A 19,390-nucleotide genomic window follows, 5' to 3' on the forward strand; every position below is an offset into this window, starting at 1 on the left:
GCGGCGCTAGTCCCCCTGAATCTTGCTCAGCAGGTCGCGCGCCAGCTGCACCGCCTCACTGCGGTGGGTGATGTTGAGCTTCTGGTAGAGGCTGCGGATGTGCGTCTTGATGGTGGTCGGCGCGACGTTGAGGTGATCGGCGATCTGCTCGTTGGACTGCCCGGCGTGGATCAGGCTCAGCACCTGCCATTCGCGCCGGGTCAGCGGTGAGCGGCGGATCAGCTCGGGGACGTCGGGGCGATTGATGATGTCCTGGATCACCGCCTCGTCGAGGGTGATGCGGATGGCGCGGCTGAAATCGCGCTGCTGCTGCGCCAGCTGGATCAAGCGCGCGGCGCGCTGGGCCTCGGCTTCATCGAGGGTGCGCTCGTGCAGCAGGCACTTGAGCATGCCGATGATCGGCTTGCCGACGCGCAGGAAGCTGCCGATGGCGCCGCTGCCGCTGGCCAGGGTCATGGCCCGCTGCAGGTGATCCAGCGCCTGCTGGCGCTCCTCGCGCAACCAGTGCAGCTGCGCCAGGAGGATGTGGTTGCGGTTGCGATCCATCTCCAGACCGTGGCGCTCGGCGTCGGTCAGCAGCTGGCGCAGGATCGGCAGGGCACGCTCCAGCTGCCCCAGCGCCAGGTGGGCACGGGCGTGGTTGCGCGCATTGAGCTGGGCGAAGTGGTTGGCGCCGCCGCCCACCGGCGGGGCGCTGAGCAGCCACTGGCGGATCGCCTCGCGATCCTGGCTGGAGTCCCAGTAGGCGAGCATGATCGCGTGGGCATTGGCCAGCCAGTCGATGTGGTAGCGGTCGTCGGCGAGCATCGTCTGCAGCTGAGCGATGTAGTCGGCGCAGGCGTGTTGCTGGCCGCGGGCGTAGGCGACGCCGGCCAGCAGCGCGTAGCTCTGCAGGCGCCAGCGTGGGTCGTCCAGTTCGTCGAGTATCTGGATACCCTGCAGCGCGCACTGCTCGGCGGCGTCCAGCTGGTGCCATTCCAGCAGCACCTGGCCGCGCACCCGGTAGATGAACTCGACGATGGGCGTGGCTTGCAGGTTCTGCTGCTCGATGTACTGGATGGCGCGCTCCTGCAGGGTATAGGCCTTCTGCAGATGCCCTTGGGCGATGGCGATTTCCGACAGCTGGCCGAGGCTCCAGACCACCAGGTGCGAGGCATTGATCTCCCGCGCGCGGCGCTCGGCTTCCTCGTACTGTTTCTGCGCCTGCGGCAGTTCGCCCTGAACGAAATGCGCCTCGGCCAGGCCCGACATCGCCGCCACCCGTGAGGTGCGCATGATCAGCGGCTCGCGGGTCAGCGCCTCCTGGGCCAGGGCGACGGCGCGCTGCTCGTCGCCCTGGTTCATCGCGACCTGGGCGCGGACGGCATTGAATTCGCAGACGATGCGCGCCCAGTCCTGCTCGGAGCAGCTGCGCTGCAGCGCCAGCTCGCCGGCCTTGAACCAGCGCTCGACGTGATCGAACTGATAGGAGTTCTGCGACACCCAGGCCTGCAGCAGGGTGAGCAGCGGCGAGCCGGCGATCACCGCTTCCGGCAGGGTTTCCAGGCACTGTTGCAGCAACCCGAGACGACCCTGGCGATAGAACGCCCGCCCGTGGCGCTGCAGGATCTCGTCGACCTGCTGCGGGTCGCCGGCCTGTACGGCATGGCGCGCGGCTTCCTCGGGCATGTTCTCGGCCAGCAGCGCGGAGGCCGCACGCAGGTGCAACTGGTTGACCCGCTGCGGCTGGTGGGTGCGCAGCTCGCCCTGGAGGAACACGGCGAACAGCGGGTGATAGCTGTACCAGCGGCGCAGGCTGTCCAGCGGCTGGATGAACAGGCCGCCACGCTCGAGCCGTTCGAGCATCTCGCGGCCGTGACAGGCCTCGGTCAGACGATCGGCCAGGGCGGCGTCGAAGCGGTCGAGCAGGCAGGTCGCCTCGAGAAAACCGCGTAGGTCCTCGGGCAGCCCCTCGATCACCTGTTCGCGCATGTAGTCGCGGATGTCCGGGTGGCCGAGCTGCAGGTTCTCCAGGAACAGGTCCATGCCACGGCTGGTCTGCACTTCCTGCAAGGCCAGCTGCAGCGCGCAGGGCCAGCCACCGATGCGGCGGTTGAGACGCTCGACCTGCTCGCGATTGATGCTGACCGGCACGCCCAGCTCCAGCAGCGCCTGCACTTCGTCATCCTCGAAGGCCAGCTGGCGCGCGTCGAGCAGCAGCAGCTGATGCTTGACCCGCAGCTCGGCGACACCCAGTTCGGGCAGGCGCCGGCTGCATACCAGCAGGGTCATCCAGCTCGGCATATGGCGCAGGAAGAAGCGCAGGCCGGCGATCAACTCGGCGTCGTGCAGCACCTCGAACTCGTCGAGCACGATCAGGATCGCTTCGTGCTCGCCCGGCAGTTCGGCCAGTAGCTGAGTGAACAACGCATCCAGTGACACCCGGCCCTGCTCGGCCAGCGCCACTGCCAGCGGACAGCCGGCGTCCAGCTGGCGGTCCAGGGCCTGGGTCAGGTAGCGACCGAACTGCAGCCCCAGGTTGTCGCTGGCATGCAGCTGAAACCAGGCGATACGTCCATCGAAGGCTCGCGCCCACTGCGCCGCCAGGGTGGTCTTGCCGAAACCGCTGGCGGCGTGCAGCACCGCCAGGCGCACCTGCGGCAGGCGCTGCTGCCACTCGTCCAGGCGCGGCCGTTCGAGCAGGCCCGGCGGCAGCATGGGGATCGCCAGCTTGGTGGGGATCAATGGCAGTAGAGGTGGCATCGCGGCATTCATGGACGGTTCCCTGTTCTTGTTCTTGTCATGGCCTGGCGCACCGGTTCGCACCGCTCCCGCTCCCCGGTCTTGCGCCTCGTTCAACTCAGGTGGTCAGCCCTTCACCCCGCCGGCGGTGAGGCCACCGACGATCCACTTCTGGCAGTAGAGGAACACGGCGGTGATGGGCAGGCCGGAGAGTACCGCGGCGGCGGCGAAGTCGCCCCACAGGTAATTCTGCGGATAGAGGTACTGCTGCGCGCCGACCGAGAGGGTGAGCTTGTCGACGTCCATCAGCAGCACCGAGGCGATGGGGTATTCGGTGACGCTGGTGATGAAGGCGAGGATGAACACCACCGCCAGGATCGGCACGCTCATCGGCAGCAGAATATGGAAGAACGCCTGCCAGGTGGTCGCGCCATCGACGATGGCAGCCTCCTCCAGCGAGGCGTCGATGCTCTCGAAGTAGCCCTTGATGGTCCAGATGTGCAGTGCCATGCCGCCCAGCGAGGCGACGATCACCGCGCCGTGGCTGTTCACCCCGAGCCAGCTGACGTGCTGGCCGAGCTGGTCGAACAGCGCGTAGATGGCCACCAGCGAGAGCACCGGCGGGAACATCTGGAAGATCAGCATGCTCTTCAGGATCGGCGCCTTGCCGCCGAAACGCATGCGCGCGAAGGCGTATGCGCTGGTGGTCGACAGGAGCAGGATCAGCACCGAGCTGGCCAGCGCGATCTTCACCGAATTCCACAGCCACAACAGCACCGGGAACGGCGGCTGGGTGACGCTGCCGTCGTCATGGGTGTAGGGGATGCCGAGAGCCAGCGACCAGTGCTCCAGGGTCGGATTGTCCGGAAACAGGCTGCCGGTGGCGAAGTTGCCTTCGCGGAAGGAAATCGAGATCACCATCAGCAGCGGAAAGAGGATCACCGCAACGAACGCCAGCAGCGCCGCGTGGGTTGCCCACAGCCGGTAACGGGCGGATCTGGGTTGCACCATGGCCATGTGGGTCTCCTTATACCTTCACTTTCGAGAGTTTGAGGTTGAGCAGCGCCATGGCGCCCACCAGCAGGAAGATCATCGTGGCAATCGCCGCGGCCAAGGCAAAGTCCTGCCCGGAATCCTGGAAGGCGATGCGGTAAGTGTAGCTCACCAGCAGGTCCGTGGTGCCGGCCGGGGTGGTCGCACCGATGATGTCCGGGCCACCGCGGGTCAACAGGGTAATGAGCACGAAGTTGTTGAAGTTGAAGGCGAAGCTTGCGATCAGCAGCGGCATCAGCGGCTTGATCAGTTGCGGCAGGGGGATGCGCAGCAGGTTGTCCAGCGGACTGGCGCCGTCGATGGCCGAAGCCTCGTATTGGTCCCGCGGGATCGCCTGCAGGAGGCCCATGCACAGCAGCAGCATGTAGGGGTAACCGAGCCAGGTATTGACGATGAGGATCATCGTGCGCGCCAGGGCCGGGTCGCTGAACCAGTCCGGGCGCATGCCGAACAGACTGTCGAGCAGCAGGTTGATCTCGCCGAAGTTCTGGTTGAACAGGCCGCGGAACACCAGAATGGAAATGAATGCCGGCACCGCATACGGCAGGATCAGCATCAGCCGGTAGAACGCCTTGCCGCGCACCAGCTCCCATTGCAGCAGGCTGGCCAGCACCAGACCGACCGCGAGGGTGAAGACCACCGTGAGGCCGGCGAAAGCGAAGGTCCAGGCGAATATCTGCATGAAAGGTTCGCGGATGCTCGGTTCGGTCAGCACCCGGGAAAAGTTGGCGAAGCCGGTGAACACGGTAAAGCCCGGTGGCACCGCCTTGCCCGTCTCGTCGACATAGAAGCCGCGCTCCATATCGGCGGTCAAGCGCGCGCCGCTGCGGGTGTCGACCAGTACGCCGGGGCCATCCTGACGATAGACCGGTTGCACGGCGGCGACTTCTCGCAATCCGTACAGGCGCAGCAGGCTGCCATCCGGCACCTGCATCACCCATTGCTCCAAGGCCTTGCGCCGCTGAATCACCTCGCGCAACGCCAGCGCATCGCCCAGCCCCTCGACGCTTTCGGCCGGCTGCAGGAGCAGCGGTGATTCGGCGTCAGGCTCGCCGGTCAGCGGCGGGCTGACGAACACGCCCTGCTCGCCCTTGTCGATGCGCAGGCGCTCGCCCTCCGGGCTCGGGTGAAGGCTGAAGCGGAACCGCTCGCCAGCGAGGTAGGTCTGGCTCAGGTGATACTGCTCAACCTGGGCCTGACTCAGCAGATTGGTGCCACTGTAGTTGGTGAAGCCAATGCCCACCGTATAGAGCAGCGGGAAGATGACGAATACCAGCATGCCCGCCACCGACGGGAAGATGTAGCGCTGCGCGTACATGCGCCGGTTGATGAACAGATAGCTGGCGATGCCGGTGACCACCAGCCCGAGCAGAGCGAAGGCCATCTGCTTCTGGACGTAGAGCGCGACCACCAGATACAGCGCGAAGGCGTTGAAGGCCAGCCAAAGCAGCCAGCGCAGGCCGGTGGTCAGGGAGCGGGGCAGGCCCCGGGAAGTCGAACGGGTCATGGCAGGGCTGGGCAACTCGGCACGGGCATTCACGGGAGAAGAACCTTTATGAACGGAGCTTAGTCTGCCGGCGCGCCTGTACAGGCGGCCGGCGAGCGGGTCAACGGGTGATGCGCTTGGCGGCATCGTCCAGAGCGGCGTCGACATCCTGTCGACCGGAAGAGATGTTGGTCAGCGCGGCAGCCATGGCCGACCAGAACGCCCCCATCTCCGGCACATTGGGCATCGGCTCCCCCCCCTGCCCATCTGGGCGTTCTCGAAGGTCGCCTTGATGTGCGGGTTGGCGGACAGCTCTTCCATGTAGGCGGTGTTGGCCACGGCACCCAGCGGCACGTCGGCATTCACCGTCTTCAGACCCTCGACCTGCAGCAGGTAGTTCTCGAGGAATTCCACGGCCAGGTCCTTGTTCGGGCTGGCCGCGTTTAGCAGCGCCGCGGCGACACCGACGAAGGGCTTGCTCGGCTCGCCATCGACCGCAGGGATCGGTGCCACGCCGAAGTCGATGCCGCTTTTCTCGATGTTCGACCAGGCCCAGGGGCCGCTGATCATCATCGCCGAGTCACCCTTATTGAAGGCCGCTTCGGCCACGCTGTAATCCGCGCCCTTGGGCATCACGCCCTTGTCGATCAGATCGCGCAGCACCTGCGCGCCGGCCTTGGCGCCGGCGTTGTTCACCCCGGTGGATTTGACGTCGTAGCCGCCGTCGGTCTGTTCGAACACGTAGCCGCCCTTGGCCGAAAGCAGCGGCCAGGTGAAGTAGGTGTTGTTGTAGTCCCAGAGGATGGCGCGCTTGCCTTGCGCGGAGAGCTTTTCGTTGAGCGCGAGGACGTCATCGAAACTCTTCGGCGGGGTGTCCACCAGCGCCTTGTTGTAGATCAGGCCGATGGTTTCCACCGAAATCGGGTAGCCCCACAGCTTGTTGTCGTAGGTCACCGCCTGCCAGGAGAAGTCGGCAATGCCCGACTTGGTGTCCGCGCTGGGGGTGACGGGGATGAGCAGGCCGCTCTTGGCCCATTCGCCGATGCGGTCGTGGGCCCAGATGAAGATGTCCGGGCCGTTGCCGGTGGCGGCTGCCTGTTGGAACTTGTCGGTGGCGCTGTCGGGGTGGGCCACTTCGACGGGAATGCCGGTTTCGGCGGTGAACTTCTTGCCGACTTCGGCCAGGCCTTTATAGCCCTTGTCGCCGTTGATCCAGACGACCAGCTTGCCTTCCTCGATCGCCGCCAGCGCCGGTAGCGGCAGGCTGAAGGTCGCCGCCAGGCCGACGGTGGCGATACACCAGAATTTCTTGTTCATGCTTCGCTTTCCTCGTGGCTTCTTATTTGTTGTTCCACCTGCTGCCGGCCTGAGGCTCTGACAGTCGTTCCATCCTCGGCGCGTCCCGTGCCATGTACATCCTCCTCCCCGAGGGGGCGGAGGGCGTAGATGTGGGGCGTAGGCAGTGGCCCGCAAGCGCACAAAATACGCCATCAGCCTAGCGCTTACGCCTATACCTGGCAGCCAACGCGCAGTCAAATGTGGCGAAAAAGCATAATGGAGCCACTTCGATGCGTGCCCACCGCCTAACCGCCCTGTCGCTGCTGATCGGACTCACCCTTCCGCTGCCCGTACTGGCCGATCCCGAGCTGGCCGCCCGGCTGGATGGCCAGCCGCTGCCGCTGAGCTGGAATGCCCTGGCCAGCGACCGCTACGACATCGAGCTCAGTCTCGCGCCCGGCCAGCTGCAGTTGCGCATGCCCCAGGCCAGTGGCGAGGCCGTGGCCCTTGCGCCCTTTCGCCGTCAGCCGCTTGGCACAGACAGCATTTACCGCTACGAAGTGCCCGAGGCCGGACGCTATCGGCTGATCGTCGAGACCGGCGCCGCGCCGGCCCTGCGCCTGCTGCCTATCAAGGCCGCCGAGCCGCAGGCAGCCACCGCGGTCTGCAAGCCATGGGAGGGCGGCGCAGTGGAGGTGACCGTTGGCGAGGTGTTCCGCGACGGCGAAACCCTGCGCGACGCGCTGTCCGGCGCCACGGCGGTGGTCCGCGACGGCCGGGTCAGGCTGCAACCCGCCGCTGGCAGTGACGGTCTGCTGCTGCTCGAACGCGCCGAAGCGACCGAGCAGCCGGTCGCACGCGACTGGCGCAACGCGATCGTCTACTTCGTGCTCACCGACCGCTTCGCCAACGGTGACCCGGACAACGACCGCAGCTATGGCCGCGCACCGGATGGCGCCGAGGAGATCGGCACCTTCCACGGCGGGGATCTCAAGGGACTGACCGAACGCCTCGACCATATCGCCAGCCTCGGCGTCGACGCGCTGTGGATCAGCGCGCCCTACGAGCAGATCCACGGCTGGGTCGGCGGCGGCGATCGCGGCGACTTCCGCCACTACGGTTACCACGGCTACTACGCGCTGGACTTCACTCAGCTCGACGCCAACATGGGCAGCGAAGACGACCTGCGCGCGCTCATCAGCGCGGCCCATGCCCGCGGCATCCGCGTACTGTTCGATGTGGTGCTCAACCATCCGGGCTACTCGACCCTGCAGGACATGCAGCAGCTCGGCTTCGGTGCTCTGCGCGACGGTATGGCCGAGTACCTGCCCGAGCAGTGGACAACCTGGCAGCCGGAAGCCCACGAGAATCTGCACGCCTACCACAACCTGGTGGATTACGAGCACCCGAGCTGGGCCGCCTGGTGGGGCCGCGACTGGGTGCGGGCGGGCATCGCCGACTACGACACGCCACCCAGCAGCACGGTCGATCCGCTCAAGGGCTCGCTGGCCTTCCTGCCGGATTTCCGCACCGAATCCGAGGCGGTCGTCGCGCTGCCGGAGTTTCTCGCGCGCAAGGCGCAGACCCGCGCCGAGCCACGCGAAGGCTACCGGGTGCGCGATTACCTGATCGAATGGCTGACCGGCTGGGTGAGCGAGTTCGGCGTCGACGGCTTCCGTGCCGACACCGTCAAGCATGTCGAACCCTCGACCTGGGCCGAGCTGCGCGTGGCGGCCGAGCGCGCCCGCGCCGACTGGGCCCGCGCCAACCCGGACGATCCCATGGCCGACGAGCCGTTCTGGATGGTCGGCGAAGTGTTCGGTCACGGCCCCGAGGCCAGTGACTATCTGGACCAGGGTTTCGACGCGCTGATCAACTTCGCCTTCCAGGATCAGGCGCTGGCCGCCAGCGACTGCCTGGCTGCCGCCGAGCCCAGCTACGCCGACTATGCCCGGCGCCTGGCCGAAACGCCCGGGCACAACCTGCTGAGCTACGCCTCGTCGCATGACACCGCGCTGTTCAACCAGCTGGCCAAGGGCGACCTGGCGCGTCAGCGCGGGCTCGCCGCCGCCCTGCTGCTGGCGCCCGGCGCGGTGCAGGTCTATTACGGCGACGAAAGCGCCCGCGCCTTCGGGCCCACAGGTTCGGACCCCTTCCAGGGCACGCGCAGCCCGATGAACTGGGACGAGCACGAGCGCCCGGAGATCGCCGGTCTGATCGATTACTGGCAGCGGGTAGGCCAGTTCCGCGCGCGCCATCCGGCGATCGGCGCGGGTACGCATCGACTGCTGTCGTCCGGCCAGCCCTATGCCTTCGCTCGTGAACTGGGCGAGGACAAGGTCATCGTGGTGCAGGCCCGATGAGTGCCGCCTCGCTGACCGCAGCGGCGCGGCGTCAGGCCCAGCTGGCCTTTCTCGCCAGCGGCACCGAGTTTCGCCTGGGCCGCGCCGAGGATTGCCCGTTGCCGCCGGAACAGCTGGCGGCGGTGCGCGGCGACGAGCCCTGGGTGCGTGCCTGCCTCGACGACGGTCTGACTGCGCGCGTCTACCGCGTGGAGCTGGCCGGCCACGACTGGGCGCTGAAGGTCGCCCGGCGGCCCTGTCGTGTGCAGAACCCCGATGGCCAGACGAGCTTTCTCAACGAGCTGCAGCGCCGCCGCGACCTTGCCCGGCTGATGCGCACGCCGGAGCAGGCCGAACGCCTGGCCGGCATCGTGCCGACGCAGTACGCCTCGCTGCAGCAGGGCATCGTGCTGTCGCCCTGGGTCGAAGGCCGGCGCATCGATCGCTGGGATGAGCGTCAGCTCGTCGAGCTGTTCGACCTGCTGATCGTCTTGGTGCTGGCTGGCCTGTTCGAGTGGGATCTGGCACCGGGCAACACCCTGGACGATGGCCGCATCCGCCTGTTTGATTTTGGCTACCTCTACCCCTTCGACCCGCTGCGCCAGTACAACAGCGACGGCCTGGCCTCGCCTGGCTTTCATCCCGCCGAACGTTTCGAGACACGGCAGCTGTTTGCCTGCCTGCTGCGTATGGAGCAACAAAGCGAGACATGGGCACTGGCCGATTTCGAGCTGGAGAAACGCATCGCGCTGGATGCCTACCAGCGGTTGCATCGAGAGCTGACTGGCCGCGGCGCAAGCGAAACGGTATTGGACTGGCTGAGCGGCCTGATGCGTCGCTGGCGCAACGCGCTGGCTGGCGATCTGGGCGGGCTGTACCTGCAGGAAGCCTGGCGCTCGCACTGGCTGGACGTGAAGGACGACCTCAGTGGACAGAGCTGCACGCCACTGACCCTGCAGCGCCTGGCCTGGCTCCGGGCTAAAGCCACTGCCCAGCATGCCGATCTGCTCGCCAGTGGCGCGCTGGCCAACGAACGACAGCCGGACCGCGAAGCGCTGCTGAACGACCTGCGCCTGGCGGAAGCACAGGCCGTTGGCTGGCAGCTGGGCGATATGCAGAGCGCCGAAGGGTAGTGAGCTGCGCTGCTGCGGCAGCGGTGGAAAGTGCGCTAGCCGAGGGGGCGTTGCCTGACCGAAGCGCTGAAACGCTGGGCTTCAGCCCATCGCGACGGTGCCAGCAACGAAAAGAGCCCGCCTCACGATGGCGAGGCGGGCCGCAGATACCGCGTCCGGCTAGAGCCGGCCAACCGTGGTGGCGCCCTCACTGGGCGTCAGCCTGTTGTTCGCCCCGCCCTGCCATTGCCGCACCAGCGTTGCGTTGGCCTCGTTGCGGATCAGGCATTTCCATTCCACATCCTGGCCGGCAGGCAGGGAGATGCTGCCCTTCCAGGTCGGGTAGGCGGTGGTATCGGTCAGCCGCACCGCGGAGGCCGGGCTCCAGTTGCCGAGCTGGCTGACGTTGCCCACCGCGTAGACGCTGTCGCCCATCTGCGTCACACCGTTGTCGCAGCGGAAGTTCACATTGACCAGACCTCCCTCGCCGCCGTCATTCCCGCCGCCATCGCCGCTACCGCTGCGCCAGACGCGCACCTGGCCGTTGCTGGCGTTGACCGCCTCGCTGAAGCTGCCGCTGGCGACCTGGCCGGGGTTGGCCAGATCGGAGTTGAGCGCCACCACCAGGGTCTGCTGGCTGCCGCTGACGGTAGCGACCAGGCCGCTGTAGCCGCTGTGGAAGCTGATCGCCGAATCGGCACGCACACCAGCGGCGCGACGCAGCTGGATCAGCTGGCGGATGAAGTCGCCGTAGCCCCAGTCGTACATGTGCGACCAGTACACCACCGGCGTCCCCGGGCTGGTGAGGATGTAGGCGTAGGCCTGGCGAATCAGCCCGTCCTGCAGCGCCCAGTGGTGCTGACCACCGTTCTGCCCGGGCGAGTAGCCGGTGTCGTGGTTGTCGACGAAGGTCACCGCCACCTCGCGCCAGCGCGGGTCGGGGTTGCCATTGAGGCCATGTTTCCAGTCGGCGACCGAGCCGTTCTGCATGCGCTCCTTGAGAGCGAAGTCGAACACCGGGCACTTGGCCCGGTCCGACCAGTCCTTGATGATCTGCTGCCAGCTCGCCGTGTTGCGCCAGTCCCAGCTCGGGTACTCGGACGGGCTTTTCCACAGCTCGCCAACGCAGAAACTGCTGTCGGCGCTGTCGCTCATCCAGCTGTCGACCCGCTCCGGCGCATAGCCGCGAACGAAGTCGAAGCGGAAGCCGCCGGCGCCGTAGCCGCTGCGCAGGTTGGCGAGCTCGTCGCGAAACATGCCGTAGATTTGCGGATGGCCGGTGTTCAGGTCCGACTCGCCGCCGATGAAGCGGTCACCGTCATCGCAGTCGTTGGGGTAGTTGCCCGGGTCGGCGCAGTCGTTGCGCCAGAAGCCCTGGCCGGCCGGCAGGTTGATCTCCTTGTCCGGGTAGCCGCGGTTCATGTGATTGGGCACCACATCGTAGAGCACCTTGACCCCGGCGCCACCGAGCGCGCCGGCGGCCTGGCGCAGCTGAGCGTCGCTGCCGTAGCGGCCGTTCTTGTTGAAGTCGTGCCAGAAGTAGCCTTCGCCGCCGCCGGACTTGCCGCCGTCGGTCCAGCTGGAGAAGTCACGCCAGGGCACCGGCATCCAGATTGCCGAGAAGCCGTCCGCGGCGATCGTCGAGGCCTGCTGGCGAAGGATGTCGTACCAGTCGTTGGGCGCTTCGCGGACGACGTTCCAGTGGAAGCCCTGGAGGATGATTTCGTCGCCGCCGTGGTAGCGCACACCGGCCGGGCTCTTGCCGGCCTGGTCAGCGAGGGCGGGGAACGGCAGCAGGATCGCCGCCAATACGGCGGCACGTAGGGTCTGGCTCATCGCAATACTCCGGTTCTTGTGCTTGTTCGCGGGTATCCGGCAACGGACTGCCGAATGAGGATGAACGCCGGCCGCACCTTCGACCGACCTGGGCAGGCTGCCCCTGGGCCCGCTCGCGACCAACCTCCCTGCGCGCGTTCGAGGCGGCGTAGTGGCCAGGCGGAAGGCCCGTGGCAATCATCTGCGCCCCACCCGTAGCGACCCCGCCCCTGGGATTACGCCGCACTCATACCGATTACGCCCTCGAGCTGCGCCAGCGAAATCTCTGGCCGGGAGGATGGCGCTCCGGGCCCCATCCCCGACGCTTTGCGCCACCGATCGGCGTTGCCGCAGCAGGCAGCGCCGGCGTGATCGTTCGGCATTAACAAGAAAAACAAGGACCTCGTCATGAAGCACACCGCGCACCCCCTGTTCGTCCTCAAACCCGCCTGCCTGCTTGCCGCCCTGCTGGTCGGCGGCCCGGCCCTGGCGGTCGATTTCCACGGCTATATGCGTTCCGGTGTCGGTGCCACCGCGGGCGGCGGCGACCAGGCCTGCTTCCAGGCGGCCGGCGCACCGGCCAAGTACCGCCTCGGCAACGAATGCGAGACCTATGCCGAGATCGGTCTCGGCCATGAGGTATGGAAGGAAGGCGAGCAGAGCTTCTATATCGACAGCATGATCGCCTACAAGTCGGACCAGGCTAACGACTGGGAAGCCACCGACAGCGAAGGCGGAAGTGCCTTCAACAACGGCACCAGCTCGATCCGCCAGTTCAACGTGCAGGCCAAGAACTTCCTGCCGGCCCTGCCCGGCGCCACCCTGTGGGCCGGCAAGCGCTACTACAAGCGCAACGACGTGCACATCAACGATTACTACTACTGGGACGTCTCCGGCCCCGGCGCCGGTATCGAGGACATCGACCTGGGCTTCGCCAAGGCGCACGTGGCCTGGATGCGCAACAACGATAGCAACTACGTCGACGAAGGCACCGGCACCGGTACCAACGTGGCCAACGACACCCTCGACCTGCGCCTGACCGACATCGACTTCAACACCGACGCCAAGCTGGAGCTCGGCTACGACTATGGCAAGGCCAACCTGAGCGACCTCCAGGAGAAGGACCCCGGCTACACCAACCAGAAGGGTCATCTGGTCACCGTACAGCACATCCAGGGCAACTGGTTCGGCGGCTTCAACAAGCTCGCCCTGCAGTACGGCACCGACGGCATCATCGGCAGCACCGGGCGCAACAGCACCGGCAACAGCGACGGCAAGATGTTCCGTCTGGTCAACCAGGGCGTGGTCGGCCTGACCGACGACATCGAGATGATGTACGTGCAGATCTACGAGGATAAGGACTTCGACAACGACTCGGGGCAGACCTGGACCTCGTTCGGCGTGCGCCCGGTGTACAAGTGGACCAACACCATGAGCACCGCGCTGGAGTTCGGCTACGACCATATCGACCCGCAGGCCAAGGGCGAGAAGTCCCGCGACCTGAAGAAAGTCACCCTGGCCCAGCAGTGGTCGGCCGGCCGCAGCTTCTGGGCACGTCCGCAGATCCGTGTGTTCGCCACCTACGCCATGTGGGACGGCGGCAAGTACAACGCCGCCAGCGAGTCCATCGACGCCGGCGACGACGACGGCCTCACCTTCGGCGTCCAGGCCGAGGCCTGGTGGTAAACCGCGCCGGCTGAACGCCGTTGCACGCAACGGCAGCCTTTCCGCTCCCACCGTCCAGACGGTGCCTTTTGCCCCGACTCTGGCAGGTCGGGGCATTTTTTATCCGGAGAACCGCCATGCATCCTCTATCCCTTCTCGCCGCCGGGCTGATCGCCCTGGCGCTGGCCGGCTGCAGTAGCGAACCGCTGCGTCGGGTCGACGCCCTTGCCGCCAGCCCGGCGCCGCTGCAAGGCTCGGTCGAACAGGCCCGTGCCGCGCTGGCCGCCGCGCCGTCCTGCTGCAGCGGTCTCGACCAGCTGCCGTACCAGCCGCTGGAGGCGGGCTTCAGCGGCAATGTCGTGATCGACAGCCAGGCCCCGGCCTATGCCTTCGAAACCGGCAAGAGCTTCTTGCGCGCCTTCAAGCTGCCGGCCGGCGGCCCGTCGTTCGAGCTGCGCCTGTACAGCCAGGCCGGCAGCAGCGTGCTCGCGCCCAACGCCATGCTGCTGGACAGCCGCATGCGCCCGACCCGCCTGCTGGATGCCGACGATTTCGTCTACGTTCCGCCGACCGGGCTCAAGGGTGACAGCCTGGACGCGCGCCTGCGCATCGACCGCTCGCAGCCGGAGCACCCGGGCAACGAGCGCTATCTGATCCTCTACACCAGCGAGGCGCAGATGGCCGGCCAGACCGTTCTGCAGCACCCGGCCAAGGCCTACGCCAAGGCGCTGGGCAACGAGCCGCCGAGCATTCCCGATCCGGTGGCGCAGCACTCCCCGGTGGGTGTGATCAAGCTGGTGATGATCCCCGACAGTGCCGCCGGCTCGACCGCCAAGGGCTACGTGCCGGGCTACAGCATCGGCCAGGAGATGGGCAACGAACTGCCCGTCGCGCCGGCCCCGGCAGTGCTGCCGGAAACCTCGGCCTACTACCGCCAGGCGATCGATGCCGCGCTGGCGCAGAAGGACCTCGAACGCGCGCTGCGTCTGGCCGACGAAGCGACGCGAGTGGGTGACAGCGGCGCCAAGGGGTATCTGCTGGAGCGCATCCAGATTAAGTGACCGCACACGGGGCGGCTCGGACGCCCCGACACAACGCAGGATGCAGCGATGACAACTATAAGATCTGCCTTGATCCTCCTGACCATACTTCTCAACACTCCCGCATTGGCGCTGGAGCGCGATGCCCTGACGATCTGGATCAACCAGGACAAGGGCTACAACGCCTTGGGCGAAATCGGCCAGAACTTCAGCAAAGCCAGCGGCATTCCAGTCACCGTCGCCACCCCCGAGGATCTCGCCGTCCAGTTCGACCGGCTGGCGACGACCAGCAAGGGGCCGGACATCGTCATCTTTGCCCATGATCGTTTTGGTTCTTGGATCAACAATGGCCTGCTCGCGCCGGTCACCCCCAGTCCGGAAGCCCTGGCGCGTGCACCAGCCTTCGCCTGGGAAGCGATGACCGTCGGCAATCATTACTACGGTTATCCGCTGGCGACCGAGGTGGTCGGCCTGATCTATAACCGCGACCTTGTGCCCGAGCCACCCAGCAGCCTGGCGGAGGTCGAGGCGCTGGACCGGAGACTACGTGCCGAGGGCAAGCGCGCCATCGAATGGGACTACCGCAACCTCTACTTCTCCTGGCCGATCATCGCCGGCAGCGGCGGCTACAGCCTGAAGAAAACGAACGGCATCTACGACCTTTCTGACATCGGCCTGAACACCCCCGGCGCCATCGAGGGCATGGAGTCGATCAAGCGCTTGCTCGACAACCAGACCCTGGACTCCGGCGCTACTTACCAGAGCATGATGGAGGGCTTCAAGGCGGGACGTACGGCGATGATCATCAACGGCCCCTGGGCCTGGAACGAAGTACGTCAGGCCGATATCCGCTTCGGCATCGCCGACATTCCCACCGCCGACCCAGCACGCAAAGGCAAGCCGTTTGTTGGCGTACTCGCTGCTGCGATCAACAGCAACAGCCCGAACAAGGCCGCGGCCCATCGCTTCATTGAGGACTACCTGACCAGCCCTGATGGCCTGGCGCGGATCCACGCAGAAAAGCCTCTGGGCGCAGTGGCCAACCTGGCGCTGATGGAGCGTCTGCGTCACGACCCGCTGATAGCGCACACGTATGCCTCGGCACAGGCGGGCGAAATCATGCCGGACATCCCAGAGATGAAGCGCTTCTGGGCGCTGGTCACGCCGCGGATGGAGCCGATGCTCAACGGTCAAAAACCCATTGCGGAAACCCTTACCCATATTGCTGAACGACTGGCAAAGGGAGCTCAGATGCAGTCATGGCGCCGCCGCCACTACCCCTTGAGCCCTGATGTGGCCGAGCAGAAATAACGCATGGCCAATGTTGGAGGATGGTTTGCGCACGGGGCGAGGCTCGATTAGCCGCCCCAAGTTCGCTCAACCCCATCAGCCCTCGCTGCAGTAGGGCTGCAGACCGGCCGAGCGGCGATACGCTTCGCGAAGGCGATGATCATCCGCTACGGCGCCAGCGTTCCGATACGACGCACATCGTGCATCTCTCTTTGCGATCACGACTGGGTCAGCTGCTTGTACAGCTGCGGCAGGCGGAACGGCAGCTGTTGCGGCTCCTTGATCAGGGTGTAGCCGTTGGCCCCGAACATGTACGGCAGATAGTCACCGGCCTCGCGGTCGATGGTGATGCAGAACGGCAGCAGACCCTGCTTGCGCGCTTCCATGACGGCCTGGCGGGTATCTTCGACGCCGTAGCGGCCTTCATAGAGGTCCAGATCGTTCGGCTTGCCGTCGGTGACCAGCAGCAACAGCTTGCGCCGCTGCTTGCAGTTGCCAAGCAGCTCGGTGGCCTGGCGGATGGCCGCACCCATGCGGGTGTAATAGCCGGGCTTGAGCGCCTGGATACGGCCGCGGGTTTCATCGCCATAGGGCTGGCGGAAGCTCTTCAGCTCCTGCATGCGCACCTGCTGGCGACGCAGCGACGAGAAGCCGTACAGCGCGAACGGATCGCCCACCGCCGACAGTGCTTCGCCGAACAGCAGCAGGCTGTCGATGACCACATCGATCACTCGGTGCTCGTTGTCCAGGTGCGCGTCGGTGGACATGGACAGGTCGGCCAGCAGCAGGCAGGCCAGGTCGCGGCGATTCTGCCGTTGCTCCATGAACAGGCCACGTTCGGCACACTGGCCGTTCTGCCGCTCGACGTGAAAATCGAGCCAGGCCTGCATGTCCAACTCCGAACCCTGCGGTTGCTGGCGCAGCCATTGACGGTCGTTGCGCAGGTGTTCGAACTGCCGACGCAAACGCCGCGCCAGCGGCGACAGGTGCAGCGGCAACGGCTTGGCCTCGGCGCCGCGGGGCAGCATCAGCTGCAGGTTGACGAAATCCTTCTGCAGGCACTGCTTGCGATAGTCCCACTCGGGCAGCTTGATGCCTTCACCCAACGGCACATCGTCAAAATCCGCGGCTGGCAGGTCCAGATCGAGCTTGAGGCCGCCGCCCTGGCGCATGCGCTGACGGGACAGCGCCAGCTCGTCGAGATCCTCGGCGACGCGGGCCGCGTCGAGGTCTTCGGTGTCGTCGCCGCAGCGGTCCAGCTCGATGTGCTCGGACCAGCTGAACAGGTTCTCCAGCCGGAACAGCAGCAGGCCGCCCTTGCTGGAGCTCTCGTCCACCCGCCGGGCGCGCTTGCGCTGGCGCGATTCGCCGCCGGGTGGGGTTTCCAGATTGCCCTCGCCTTCCTCGGCGCGCTGGGCGGCCTGGGGTTCACCGAGGTTGTCCGCCGGATACAGCCACAGTGGCAGCGGCCAGGGCGCGCGCTCGCTGCGTGGAAACTGGCTGACACTGCCCGGCTCGCGCAGGGCCTGGCACAGCGCCGCTTCCAGCGCGGCCTCGGCCTTGGGCAGCTGGCTCGGGTCCGGGCGCAGCTGCAGATGGGCTTCGACCAGACGCTGATAGCGCGGGCGCATGGCCGGAAAATGTTCAAGGATTGCCTGCGTCCAGCGCTGGTTGTCGCGCGCCCAGTGGCGCATCGGCCCGGCCTGCGCGGCGAGCAGCGCCAGCCAGCGATACAGATCCTGGTTCAGCGAGACTTCCGGATAGACCGCCAGGCTTTGCGGCAGCCGCAGGTTGCTGGCGTCGCACCAGGCCACCGGCAGTTGCTTGCAGGTCCCGGCGACCTGTTGCAGCAGGTTGCGCCTGAGCAGCAGATCACGCGCGCTGGCGGCTTCTACGCCGACCCCGCTGGCGCCACCCATGGCGCGGAACAGCAGCGACAGCGGCCGCTGCATGCTCTCGAGCTCGACCCGTGCTTCCGGAAAATCCGGGTTGGCGCGACGGGTGATGAAGCGGTGCCAGACACTACCGACCCACTCTTCCACTTCGATGGTAAAGGCCATGGCGGTTACTCCGTGCAGGCACTGAAAAAGCAAAACGGCCCGCTGTTACCAGTCGGGCCGTCGATCCTCATTGCGACTCGTCTCAGGCCGCGGCGGCAGCTGCTACGACCGATACCCGACCGCGCTGGCGGAAGCTGTACAGGTAGCAGACCAGGCCGATCAAGAAGAACACCCCGGCGATCAGGCGCAGCCAGAAGAAGATGGCCAGCTGGTCAGCGGTGTTCATGAACGACATGGCAGCGCCATCGGCAGGGATCCGCTGCAGCCACACCTGCACCACGCCGGCTGCGGTGAGGAACAGGGTGATCGCGACCATGGAGATGGTCATCAGCCAGAAGCCCCATACTTCGATGCGCTGAGCACGTGCATCCGGTGCTTCGCCCAGGCCACGCAGACGCGGCATGGCGTAGCTGATCATGGTCATCACGATCATCGCGTAGGCACCGTAGAAGGCCAGGTGGCCGTGTGCGGCAGTCAGCTGCGAACCGTGGGTGTAGTAGTTCACCGGAGCCAGGGTGTGCAGGAAGCCCCACACGCCGGCACCGAGGAAGGCAGTCACGGTGGTGCCGATGGCCCACAGCGAAGCGGCCTTGTTCGGATGCTCGCGGCGACGACGGTTAACCATGTTCAGCGAGAACAGCACCATGGCGAAGAACGGCAGCGGTTCCAGGGCGGAGAAGATCGAGCCCAGCCACAGCCACACGGTCGGTGCGCCGATCCAGAAGAAGTGGTGACCCGTACCGATGATGCCGGTGATCAGAGCCATGGCGATGATCACGTACAGCCACTTCTCGACCACTTCGCGGTCCACGCCGGTGATCTTGATCAGGACGAAGGCCAGCATCGAACCCATGATCAGTTCCCACACGCCTTCCACCCACAGGTGCACGACGAACCACCAGTAGTACTTGTCGCGTGCAAGGTTCTCGGGGTTGTAGAAGGAGAACAGGAAGAACACCGCGAGGCCGATCAGACCGGTCATCATCACCGTGCTGACCACGGTCTTGCGACCCTTGAGCATGGTCATGCCGACGTTGTAGAGGAAGCCCAGGGCCACCACCACGATGCCGATCTTGGTGATCGTCGGCTGCTCGAGGAACTCGCGTCCCATGGTCGGCAGCAGTTCGTTCTTGGTCATTTCCGCCAGCCCGGCATAGGGCACGAAGAGATAACCGAGAATGGTCAGCACGCCGGCCGCGGCGAACACCCAGAACAGGATGATGGCCAGTTTCGGACTGTGCAGTTCGCGGTCCGCTTCCTCGGGAATGAGGTAGTAGGCCGCCCCCATGAAGCCGAACAGCAACCAGACGATCAGCAGGTTGGTGTGAACCATCCGTGCCACGTTGAATGGCAGCAGCGGGAACAGGAAGTCACCGATGACGTACTGCAGCCCCATGATCAGACCGAACAGGATCTGACCGACGAACAGGATCAGTGCAAACACGAAGTAGGGTTTGGCAACGGCCTGCGATTGGAATTTGAGATGCGGATTGATGATGCTCATCTCGTGGCCCCTCCAGTGAAATCG

Annotated in this window: 11 protein-coding genes and 1 pseudogene; 5 read left to right on the forward strand and 7 right to left on the reverse strand. The window is 65.9% G+C overall.

What is annotated here, in order from left to right:
* Positions 1-6: 6 nt before the first annotated feature.
* The 4 genes and pseudogenes from malT to malE (F753_RS41965) all read right to left on the reverse strand — a co-directional run bounded on the left by malT (position 7) and on the right by malE (F753_RS41965) (position 6,577).
* Positions 7-2,754, reverse strand: a complete 2,748-nt coding sequence (gene malT / locus F753_RS41950) for an HTH-type transcriptional regulator MalT (protein ID WP_023446206.1) — start codon at positions 2,752-2,754, stop codon at positions 7-9.
* Positions 2,755-2,847: 93 nt separating this feature from the next.
* Positions 2,848-3,738, reverse strand: coding sequence for a maltose ABC transporter permease MalG (malG, locus tag F753_RS41955; protein ID WP_023446207.1), 891 nt, complete (start codon positions 3,736-3,738; stop codon positions 2,848-2,850).
* 10 nt (positions 3,739-3,748) lie between these two features.
* A complete protein-coding gene (gene malF, locus F753_RS41960; RefSeq protein ID WP_023446208.1) occupies positions 3,749-5,314 on the reverse strand; it encodes a maltose ABC transporter permease MalF in 1,566 nt (521 codons plus the stop codon).
* A 67-nt stretch (positions 5,315-5,381) separates the two neighbouring features.
* Positions 5,382-6,577: pseudogene (gene malE / locus F753_RS41965) on the reverse strand (maltose/maltodextrin ABC transporter substrate-binding protein MalE).
* A 251-nt stretch (positions 6,578-6,828) separates the two neighbouring features.
* On the opposite strand from malE (F753_RS41965), the gene F753_RS41970 reads away from it, so the two are divergent.
* Together F753_RS41970 and F753_RS41975 are read left to right on the forward strand one after the other, a co-directional pair.
* Complete coding sequence (locus F753_RS41970) at positions 6,829-8,901, forward strand: alpha-amylase (RefSeq protein ID WP_023446210.1); 2,073 nt, start codon at positions 6,829-6,831, stop codon at positions 8,899-8,901.
* Positions 8,898-10,013: a protein kinase family protein gene (locus F753_RS41975; protein WP_023446211.1), complete on the forward strand. Its 1,116-nt coding sequence runs from the start codon at positions 8,898-8,900 to the stop codon at positions 10,011-10,013. Before F753_RS41970 ends, F753_RS41975 begins: the two co-directional genes overlap by 4 nt.
* 159 nt (positions 10,014-10,172) lie before the next feature.
* Here F753_RS41975 and mta read toward each other — a convergent pair whose 3' ends face one another.
* Positions 10,173-11,828: a glucan 1,4-alpha-maltotetraohydrolase gene (gene mta, locus F753_RS41980; RefSeq protein WP_023446212.1), complete on the reverse strand. Its 1,656-nt coding sequence runs from the start codon at positions 11,826-11,828 to the stop codon at positions 10,173-10,175.
* Positions 11,829-12,215: 387 nt separating this feature from the next.
* On the opposite strand from mta, the gene F753_RS41985 reads away from it, so the two are divergent.
* From F753_RS41985 to malE (F753_RS41995), 3 genes are all read left to right on the forward strand, one after another.
* Positions 12,216-13,493, forward strand: coding sequence for a maltoporin (locus F753_RS41985; protein WP_023446213.1), 1,278 nt, complete (start codon positions 12,216-12,218; stop codon positions 13,491-13,493).
* A gap of 116 nt (positions 13,494-13,609) precedes the next feature.
* Positions 13,610-14,533 carry a MalM family protein gene (locus tag F753_RS41990; RefSeq protein ID WP_023446214.1) on the forward strand — a complete coding sequence of 308 codons (924 nt, stop codon included), beginning with the start codon at positions 13,610-13,612 and terminating at the stop codon, positions 14,531-14,533.
* Positions 14,534-14,581: 48 nt separating this feature from the next.
* On the forward strand, positions 14,582-15,823 hold the full coding sequence (malE, locus tag F753_RS41995) for a maltose/maltodextrin ABC transporter substrate-binding protein MalE (RefSeq protein WP_031298088.1): 1,242 nt from the start codon (positions 14,582-14,584) through the stop codon (positions 15,821-15,823).
* 197 nt (positions 15,824-16,020) lie between these two features.
* Here malE (F753_RS41995) and F753_RS42000 read toward each other — a convergent pair whose 3' ends face one another.
* Complete coding sequence (locus F753_RS42000; RefSeq protein ID WP_014819182.1) at positions 16,021-17,862, reverse strand: nitric oxide reductase activation protein NorD; 1,842 nt, start codon at positions 17,860-17,862, stop codon at positions 16,021-16,023.
* Between the two features lie 82 nt (positions 17,863-17,944).
* Positions 17,945-19,366, reverse strand: coding sequence for a cbb3-type cytochrome c oxidase subunit I (locus F753_RS42005; protein ID WP_023446216.1), 1,422 nt, complete (start codon positions 19,364-19,366; stop codon positions 17,945-17,947).
* Positions 19,367-19,390 lie beyond the last annotated feature (24 nt).

The sequence above is a fragment of the Stutzerimonas chloritidismutans AW-1 genome, from assembly GCF_000495915.1.
Taxonomy (GTDB): Bacteria; Pseudomonadota; Gammaproteobacteria; order Pseudomonadales; family Pseudomonadaceae; genus Stutzerimonas; species Stutzerimonas chloritidismutans.

Bases quoted from the DNA above. Each gene is read 5' to 3' on its own strand.
- F753_RS41985 (WP_023446213.1), top strand. From the start codon at position 12,216: ATGAAGCACACCGCGCACCCCCTGTTCGTCCTCAAACCCGCCTGCCTG.
- F753_RS41990 (WP_023446214.1), top strand. From the start codon at position 13,610: ATGCATCCTCTATCCCTTCTCGCCGCCGGGCTGATCGCCCTGGCGCTG.
- malT (WP_023446206.1), bottom strand. From the start codon at position 2,754: ATGAATGCCGCGATGCCACCTCTACTGCCATTGATCCCCACCAAGCTG.
- malG (WP_023446207.1), bottom strand. From the start codon at position 3,738: ATGGCCATGGTGCAACCCAGATCCGCCCGTTACCGGCTGTGGGCAACC.
- F753_RS42005 (WP_023446216.1), bottom strand. From the start codon at position 19,366: ATGAGCATCATCAATCCGCATCTCAAATTCCAATCGCAGGCCGTTGCC.
- mta (WP_023446212.1), bottom strand. From the start codon at position 11,828: ATGAGCCAGACCCTACGTGCCGCCGTATTGGCGGCGATCCTGCTGCCG.
- F753_RS42000 (WP_014819182.1), bottom strand. From the start codon at position 17,862: ATGGCCTTTACCATCGAAGTGGAAGAGTGGGTCGGTAGTGTCTGGCAC.
- F753_RS41975 (WP_023446211.1), top strand. From the start codon at position 8,898: ATGAGTGCCGCCTCGCTGACCGCAGCGGCGCGGCGTCAGGCCCAGCTG.
- F753_RS41970 (WP_023446210.1), top strand. From the start codon at position 6,829: ATGCGTGCCCACCGCCTAACCGCCCTGTCGCTGCTGATCGGACTCACC.
- malE (WP_031298088.1), top strand. From the start codon at position 14,582: ATGACAACTATAAGATCTGCCTTGATCCTCCTGACCATACTTCTCAAC.